Here is an 8984-nt window from a genome sequence, read left to right on the forward strand (position 1 = left end):
CCGTTGAACACGCCCATCATCAATGAATGGCCAGATCCATTTGAACAACCTGATGCGTATTTAAAACAATGCGAGTTGGATGGTTGTGTGGTACCTGCAACGATTCGTAAGCAGTTGGGAGGTGGTCATGTTTAAGATGAATTTTCAAATAGGCAACTACGTAACGCACCCAAGCACAGGTCGCCCTAATAAGATCAAGCAAATCCGCATTAGTAAGGGTGTGAGATGGTTAGGATTTGGCTCAAACACAATAGGTTGGGTTAACTGAGCTACTAACTCATCACGTTGATCCCGAAAATCGACATTATTTTGACGATCTTCCTTACGATATAATGCAATGATTTTATGTAATAAAGGTTTCACATCTTTACGGTTGGTTAAATAGCCACTAAATACTGAATGCCCTTTTGGCAATTCTACAATTTGACCTTGCCAAGTTGGTGGAATTGAAGGCAGTAACCACATCGAACCACGGCGGTCACTATTTAGCTGTGAAATATTTTGCGGCTTAGAGCCACCAAAATTTTGTACCAATAAATTTGGATACTCACGACTTTCTTTTTCCTGATGTAGCTTTTTAAAACGCGCTTCACGCAGTTTTTTGCTTTCATCACTAAAACGATCATCAGACATTTGCTGATAAGCTCGATGAACCAAAGCACTTGGATAAAGTATGACTAGTGTGTTGTACTCACCTTGCTCAACAGGAAATAACACCTGTTTCGATAGCCGTCCTGCATTTAACTCTGTGGGTAACTGACTAAATGCTAAAAAACGTTGAAAACGCAACTCAGCTTCATCTTTTTTAATGCAAGTGCTTCAATAAAATCAGTTTCAGCATTTAATAAGCGATCCAATAAGGTGATATCTTTAAACTTTAAACGCAGTAATTTAAACACATCCAATACTGCTGCATTTCCAATCACATCTGCCTCAAGCTTTAAGCCTTGCGACCCCACAAAATTGTGTGTGATTTCAGCCACGTTATAAAACATTGCCGATGCTTTAGAATCAGGATGGTGCTGTTTGGGTGTATGGGTTGCCAAGCGTAATTGACTGATCCGTAAACTTGCATCCTCAAGCCATGTTTCAGTCTGATATTTTTCTAACAGTTTTTCTCGTTCTGCCACATCATCCGCTTTGAGTTTTTCAAGCTTTTCATTCAAACGACCTTGAATATACTGCTCAATCAACTCACGAATGGTCGCAGGTTCGGAGTTTTGAACTCCCTCTATTTCTTTATTCATAGTACCCCATTTTAATTTATCCTAGTTATTAATCTCTTACCTGTTCACTGCCATATAGGCAGCTTAGAAGTCTAGATTTATCAGGGTCACTCCCTGATAAATCCAAGCCAATTGTGATATATCCATTTCCTTTGCTCTTTCAGCACAGGTAAAGTTAAACTTAAATATCGCCCGCAGTTTTCAATCCAAGTCCGATCATTTGGATTTGTATCTAAATATTTCAAGAGCGCTTGTTCAGGCTATTGATTTGGTCAACAATGGATCTGCCCATTTTCCGATAGTTCAATTCGACATAATGAAGTTTCATTTTTTAACCAATTACCAGTTTTGTCGTTATATTCATATAGCTCTAAATGCTGATCTTCTTCAGCTCTAAAAGCCATGAATTGCTCCAATTGTGATTGTCTAAATTGGCTTAAGCGTTGCAAAATCCCTGTATAGTGAATAGGCGTATTCCAAAAATCGTATGTTGGAAATTTTATTGGTGAACTACCATTTCCTCGCATATCAGGGCTAATTCCCTGCCCTAATAAAATATGGTGCATTCGATCATGCTCTAAATCCACTAAATTGGGATATCCAAATTTCTCATAATACTTTTTTAGATATGCTGCTGAAGGTTGTTGTAATCTTGGTATTGCATCTAATTGCTGAAGATGACTTTTACGAATCAAGCCGTTATCAACATTTTCAGCTGTACCATTTAAAAAGTGTCTTTTTGATTGAAACTTAAATTCAGATGCTTCAAATCCAGGTTTTGAAAAACACGCACTCTCTGTATGTTTATAATGCCGAATATTACTTTCCATTAAAAAAATATTGGCTTGATCATATTTTTCAGGTCGGTGTCTTCTAGCCCGTCCTGAAGCCTGAATAATAGAACGCATAGATGATGGTTCTAAAATCATCCAATCATAATCATGATCTCGCCCAACTTCACACACAGGCGAAGCCAAAACTAAAATAATATGTTGTTGTTCAGGATATCGCTGTACCCAACTTTGAACCATTGGATGATCATGCGGCTGTTTCCCTTGATTGCGATCTAAAATTTCATCTAAATATTTTTCAATATTGGCACGTATTAACAATGGAAATCGTGAATGGTAAACACATAAGTGAATACGAATATTTGGATCAATCTTTTGCTTTAGGAGTTGTTGTGCAATATTTGCCAAAGGATCAATATTGGCAAAGCGCACCAATCCCACACTATATTGTTTTCCTGTTTTAAAGTCTGTCAGTGCATTTTTGTGATGTGCTTTAAAAGCTGTCGTAAGAATCTTCGTTGTAAATATATCCTGCCACTTTTCTTTAATTGCAATCTCTTGTGGTAACCCCACCCATTCAACTGTACGACGCTTAGTTTCAGATGATTGTTGATTTAAATATTCAATCCGTTGTTTGGTAAATTTTAAATGCGCCTTTTTAAAACTCGCATCCACCTCTGTAGTACTTATATTTGCATGGCATGGAATCACCTCATGACAAATACTTGATTTATTTTCATCAAACCATGCTGCTATGATCGGTTGATCTGCTTGGGTACGATTTGCATTATAAAATTTACGTCCCGAGCTGTAGGCTAAAAATAGACCATTAATTTCCGCCGGCATTAACGTTGCTGAAGATAAAAGTACGCGACTCCCCATTAAACCAGCCCAATACACCAAACGCGCCAAAGCGTAATAATCATCAGGAGAAAAATCATCAGGTTCATCAAAAACCAAATCAGAGGACATTAACCGAAGCATTGGTGCAATTTGTTTGCCACCTCGTGTACTTTCAGTTGCTGGAATTAAATGATCAATCGTGCAACATAAAATTGGACTCATCAGCATTTTTTTGACTTGATGATTGCCCTTCAACCACTTTGCAAACATATGTTGATTATCTAAGATACCTTCAAAATCAATTTCATGATCATCATAATCCACATAACTTTCATCATCTGACAAGCCAATTAAAGATTCAGAACCCATATTTTCTGCTAAAAATTGGTTTTGTTTCGGATCTAAATTCTCTAATTGTTCCTCCAAAATCTCTGAAGATTCTTTTTGGCTGTAATGTTCAAAAATTTCTTTAACTGCTCCACCACCTACCATAATGGCTAAATCGGTTTCATCTAAATCTAATTTTTGACGTAAAGCCTTACCCGTTTGCAGGGTCAATGTTCGTAAACCTAAAGCTATATTAAAACGTGCCCCTTTTTCTGGGTCTGCCAGACCATACATGATTCTAGTATTAGCAAGTGTTTTTCCACGACCTGTAGAAGCCAAATTCACACCAAAAAATCCATGATTTGGATACTTGTCTTGTATCAGTTTTGCCTCTTGATAGGACTTATCTTGCCATTGGTAATAGGAATTGGTGGTTTTACCTTCCAATTCTTTTTGTTGAGGTAAACGATCAAATAACTCATGTAATCTGGTCATTGCCCCCATGAGCTGTCTTGCATTTTGGCTTACACCAATCAAATGATCATCTAAAGGCTGTTTTAATTCTCCAAATTTATCTGTATTGGCGAACCTTTTATAACTAAGGTCATGCCATTTAGGCGTAGCATCACAACTTGAATAATAATGATCTGAGAGCATCAGCACCAAACGTAAAATATGGCTGACATATGGATCATTTAAGCTCGGTAAATTTGGCAAAGATAAAAATTGCAATAATTTAACAGCGCAGGCTCGAGCTTCTTTACACCATTCTGAACTTTTAAATGGGATATGTTCAACTTGAATATTCCAACATTGCTTTATCTCTTTCGCTTTATTTTTATCATCATCTAAATATTGCCGCGGATAACACCATTTAAAATTAAGATCTTCTATAACATCTTTAAATTTTGATGCTAAATATTTTCTATCCGCATTTGGATCTTTATTTAATAAGCTATTGGGGATTGGTAAACGATGGTGTGAGACAATTAACCATGCCGTTAATGCTGCTATGGGTGGTAAGCCTTTAAATGGTGAATGATAAGTTTGAGTATCATCATCTTTAATTAAACCACTCAACCAAGTTAAATCATTATCACATGACACTTCACTTAACTTGAGTAGCCAATTTTTATCTTCTATTCCACATGAACGAACAAATGCCTCAAATAATCGTAATGAAATCCATTCATGCCGAAATGGATCTGCAATCGGTTTTTTTGCTTTATGAGCATTAGCTAATTTAGCCGCAAAAAATGGATTAATCTTACCAAAATCATGAAATAACGCAGCTATTCGACTGATCAATGAAATTAACGTTGCGGAATGCCAATTTGTATCACTATGATCCAATTTAAGCGCTTTTTTAGTTCGATTCACAGGCACTATGCCTTCACTATTAAACTTATTCCGATTTCCCACAATCCACAGCAACTCACTACGTCGTCGTCCACGAATCCAGTGACAACTCACCGCTGTACTTTTGGTCACCGTTTTACGCAGTAACTTTTTCACAGCGATCAAACCATCTTCGGTAATCACGGTTTGCCAAGTGTTATCACCAATACGATCGGCAAAGGCATCTAAAACACGGCGTGTCCGTGAAATGGCTTTCTTTTCACATTGGGAAATGAATGTCACTATCATAGTGCTTCACCATCTACATCATGATTTTTGCAAGCTTGCAATTTAACTTGATCAAACATCCAATCCAAACACTTATGCTCAGTAAACTTCTGCAATAGCTGTTGTCTAAACTCCTGTTCTTTCATCCCCTCTTTGGCACAAATAAAGGCATAAGGCAAAACCACAGCATCCTTAATTAAATCAGCTACATCAAACACCAAAGCCCCACGGCGAGTTTTACCATGCATCACTGCAAAACCATCTGGAATCCCCAAAACCCAAAGCGTGGTTGCAGCCAATCCGTAAGCCAAATAATTGCCATGATTTAAAAAATCATTGGCTAAATCCCCCTGCTCAGGGTTACGACTGAAATCCTTTAAACCTGTGCGTGTGGCAGCAATCTTATAAAGTTGTTTGGTCGTTGCTGCCTCTGCGAGGAGCAAATCACCGACTTTTTTGATTTGTGGAATTTTATTGCTAAAACCATTGAGTGCCGTTTGAATATCCAGATCATCTGTATGAAAAGCATATTCTTTTAAATCTCGATCTTTAGACCAAACCTTTTTAATAAATTCAATTCTTGCCAATTGGAACTGTTTTGCGACCTCAAGACGTTTTGCATCATCAAACCAAAACTGCATCCATCCTTGCATATACTCTGTTGGGCGATACTCACTTTGCGGCGTCATCCATTCTATTTCACAACCCATAAATAAAGGCGTTCCGCCACCACCTGTAAAGCCCACCAACACGCCTGCACTAGCAAGCATCCGCATCGCAGCTTGCGTGATTGATGTACCTGTGCCCAGCATGATTACGGTGGTATTGGCAATGGGGATATTCCAATACTGATTTTCATTTTTGGCTTCGGTTAGATACAGCACCCGACCATCCTTTTGCATAACACGGGCGTGTTCAAGATAGTAAAGATTGGCACGTTTAGAATGTAATATGGCTTTTAAATCTGATGGGTTAAGTTGTTCCATTGCTATTTATTATCATCAAGTACATGTACTTATAGATAGCATGTTTTTTAAACAGCACAAATACAAAAGAGAATTATTGCGACATTCTTTGTCGTCTGACTGCATGATTCATGATCATTTTTATACAATGTCGATTTAAGACCAAAAACTTTCCGCCATACTCCAAACATAATCATCATTGAAATAAACCGTGGCCTGACAGTAGAAAGGGACATAAACCACAACATATTCTGAATCAATCATGCTCGATTCAATCATCGAAATTTCCTCTTTAGATTCACAACAAATGCGAATTTTATCGTCAGGTTTTAAGACAAATTCATCTGTAGAAAATTCAAGAAACACGGTCACTGGGTATTTTGTTTGATTATAAAATTGTATATTGATTCTATTCATGTGCTACTCCCCTAAATTTGATTGTTAATTTAAAAAAGAATTTTGTTGCAGAATTTCAGGTTATTTTTGAGTAATTACAGTTTATGCGGATCAATCAGTCCAATACTATTAAGTTTTTCTAATTATAAATATTTTCATATCGTATTTCTGATATAAATGATTGATTAAATAATTAAAAAAGGGTTAGCCGAAGCCAACCCTTTCACATCTAAATTTTTAGAAACGTATTAAGCACGTTCTAAAAGTACCGCAACTGCAGGTAGTGTTTTACCTTCCACAAACTCAAGGAATGCACCACCGCCAGTTGAGATATAACCAATTTTGTCTGCAACTTCGTACTTATCAATCGCAGCCAAAGTATCACCACCGCCTGCAATCGAGAAGCCTTCAGATTCAGCAATCGCCAATGAAAGTGTTTTAGTACCTTCACCGAATTGATCTACTTCAAATACACCTACAGGACCATTCCAAAGAATGGTTTTTGATGTTTTTAAGATTTCAGCAAAGGCTTTTGCAGTTTCTGGACCGACATCCAAAATCATGTCATTGTCTGCTACATCTTCAACTTTTTTCACCACAGCTTTTGCTGCAGCAAGTGAACCTAAGAAATCGTCAAAATTGATTTCTGACGCATCAGCAACCACTACATCTGTAGGAAGTGGTACAGAAACTTTGGCAGCAATCGCTTTTGCAGTATCGATTAAATCATTTTCACATAATGATTTACCTACATTGAAGCCCGCAGCAGCAAGGAAAGTATTGGCAATACCGCCACCCACAATGATTTGGTCGCAAATATCAGAAAGTGAAGTCAAAACATCAAGTTTGGTTGAAACTTTAGAACCTGCAACAATTGCCACCATTGGTTTTTCAGGAGTTTGTAATGCGCGACCTAAAGCATCTAGCTCAGCTGCAAGTAATGGACCTGCGGCTGCAACTTTTGCCAGACGTGCAACACCTTCTGTCGATGCTTCTGCACGGTGCGCTGTACCAAATGCGTCCATCACGAATACATCGCAAAGTGCTGCATATTTCGCAGCAAGATCAGGATTATTTTTCTTTTCACCCACGTTGAAACGGCAGTTTTCAAGCAAGACAACTTGACCTGCGGCAACTTCAACACCATCTAAGTATTCAGTAATCAATTTTACGTCTTGACCCAAAGCTTCCGTCAAATACGCCGCAACAGGAGCCAATGATTGTTCTACTTTCGCTTCACCTTCAACAGGACGACCAAGGTGAGAATAAACCATAACCGCTGCACCTTTTTCAAGTGCCAGTTTGATGGTTGGTAATGCAGCACGTAAACGTGCATCACTTGTAATTACACCGTTTTTCACAGGAACGTTTAAATCTTCACGAATCAGAACACGTTTGCCCGTTAAATCAAGGTCAGTCATACGCTGAAAATTCATGTATAGCTCTCTTTTAGATATAAAAAATCGCGTTGATTCTAAATGATTACACCAAAAAAGGTTAGCGACTTTTGTAGAAAAGCTGTAGAAATGTTGAGATTTGATTATTATAGGGCAAACTTCAAATCTTTATACGCTTATGTCTTTTCATCCTGATCCAAAAATTAACGGTTTAAATGTCTTTGGTCACCCTTTGGCAAGTTGTTGTTTTTCTCCAATTACAGGTTATTTTCGTAATGGTTTTTGTCATACTGCACCCAGTGATTTGGGGCAGCATACCGTCTGTGCGGAAATGACGTCAGAATTTCTAAGTTATTCTCAACGTACAGGAAATGATCTTATTACACCTCTTCCTGAGCATGGTTTCCCTGGCTTACAACCAGGTGATTTTTGGTGTATCTGTGTAACACGTTGGGTTCAAGCCTATCAAGATGGGCAAGCGCCACGTGTAAAAGCAGAGGCTTGTCATCAGGCAGTACTCTCTTATGTTCCCTTAGATGTGTTAATGGAATATGCAGTTTAACGGGTTATGTCTAATTTAATTGCAAATTTACCTGACATTATTTTGGCATCATCGAGTCAAACACGACAAGATTTAATGAATCGTTTGCGACTCGATTATCATTGCATCGCACCTGATATTGATGAATCCCCACGTGGTGAAATGCATGCCGATGATTTAGCTCAACGTCTAGCATTTGAAAAAGCCCAAGTTATTGCACAAGATCATCCGCATGCCATTGTAATCGGTTCTGACCAAGTTGCTTGGCGTGAACATGCACCTCAGGACTTTATTGGCAAACCTTTAACTGTCGAAAAAGCCATTCAACAACTTCAAGAAAATTCAGGCAAAAATGTTTATTTCAGTACGGCATTGAGTGTGCAACATTTGGCTTCTGGTTTTGAACAGACTTTGGTTGAACATTATCATGTGAAATTTCGTGATTTAAGTCTTGAAGAAATTCAACGCTACATCGAAATAGATCAGCCGTTATATTGTGCAGGCAGTTTCAAATGTGAAAGTTTAGGCATTTCGTTATTTGAACAAATGATTGGGCAAGATCAAACTACTTTGATGGGTATGCCGATGATTCAGTTGTGTCAAATTTTAAGAACTTTGGGGATTTCTCTTCCCTGAAGTTTCAATCTCAAATGATCATTTGAATAAAAAAGAGGTGTTCTATCTAAATCGTATGCTGGCTAAAATTATTAACTGATGTTACGCATTGGATTTAAATTAAATAGCTGAAAAAAGCAAAAGCTAAATTTACACAACTGGATCTTACATCTAAAGTTGAAATTTGGGATTAGCCACTGCGTCTTGCACTTCGTCAAAGTATACTTTGACTTGCTCAGGCTCGACCTACTTTTGTT

The 8984-nt window shown here is 37.8% G+C and carries 8 protein-coding genes; 2 read left to right on the forward strand and 6 right to left on the reverse strand.

What is annotated here, in order from left to right; all coding sequences use genetic code 11:
* Positions 1-156 precede the first annotated feature (156 nt).
* The 6 genes from HX124_RS18210 to HX124_RS17380 all read right to left on the reverse strand — a co-directional run bounded on the left by HX124_RS18210 (position 157) and on the right by HX124_RS17380 (position 7610).
* On the reverse strand, positions 157-789 hold the full coding sequence (locus tag HX124_RS18210; protein WP_286418730.1) for a type I-F CRISPR-associated protein Csy1: 633 nt from the start codon (positions 787-789) through the stop codon (positions 157-159).
* The gene (locus HX124_RS18215) at positions 768-1247 is read right to left on the reverse strand and encodes a type I-F CRISPR-associated protein Csy1 (RefSeq protein WP_286418731.1); all 480 of its coding nucleotides are present in this window, start codon (positions 1245-1247) and stop codon (positions 768-770) included. The genes HX124_RS18210 and HX124_RS18215 overlap by 22 nt, the downstream gene beginning before the upstream one ends.
* Before the next feature lie 251 nt (positions 1248-1498).
* On the reverse strand, positions 1499-4834 hold the full coding sequence (gene cas3f / locus HX124_RS17365; protein WP_286384327.1) for a type I-F CRISPR-associated helicase Cas3f: 3336 nt from the start codon (positions 4832-4834) through the stop codon (positions 1499-1501).
* Positions 4831-5799, reverse strand: a complete 969-nt coding sequence (gene cas1f / locus HX124_RS17370) for a type I-F CRISPR-associated endonuclease Cas1f (protein ID WP_286384326.1) — start codon at positions 5797-5799, stop codon at positions 4831-4833. The genes cas3f and cas1f overlap by 4 nt, the downstream gene beginning before the upstream one ends.
* A 135-nt stretch (positions 5800-5934) precedes the next feature.
* Positions 5935-6195: a hypothetical protein gene (locus HX124_RS17375; protein WP_286384325.1), complete on the reverse strand. Its 261-nt coding sequence runs from the start codon at positions 6193-6195 to the stop codon at positions 5935-5937.
* A 227-nt stretch (positions 6196-6422) separates the two neighbouring features.
* A complete protein-coding gene (locus tag HX124_RS17380) occupies positions 6423-7610 on the reverse strand; it encodes a phosphoglycerate kinase (protein ID WP_286384324.1) in 1188 nt (395 codons plus the stop codon).
* Between the two features lie 139 nt (positions 7611-7749).
* On the opposite strand from HX124_RS17380, the gene HX124_RS17385 reads away from it, so the two are divergent.
* Complete coding sequence (locus HX124_RS17385) at positions 7750-8133, forward strand: DUF2237 family protein (RefSeq protein WP_107009795.1); 384 nt, start codon at positions 7750-7752, stop codon at positions 8131-8133.
* A gap of 6 nt (positions 8134-8139) precedes the next feature.
* On the forward strand, positions 8140-8748 hold the full coding sequence (locus tag HX124_RS17390) for a Maf family protein (protein WP_286384323.1): 609 nt from the start codon (positions 8140-8142) through the stop codon (positions 8746-8748).
* Positions 8749-8984 lie beyond the last annotated feature (236 nt).

Source organism: Acinetobacter sp. 226-1, assembly GCF_030329325.1.
Classification (GTDB): Bacteria; Pseudomonadota; Gammaproteobacteria; order Pseudomonadales; family Moraxellaceae; genus Acinetobacter; species Acinetobacter sichuanensis.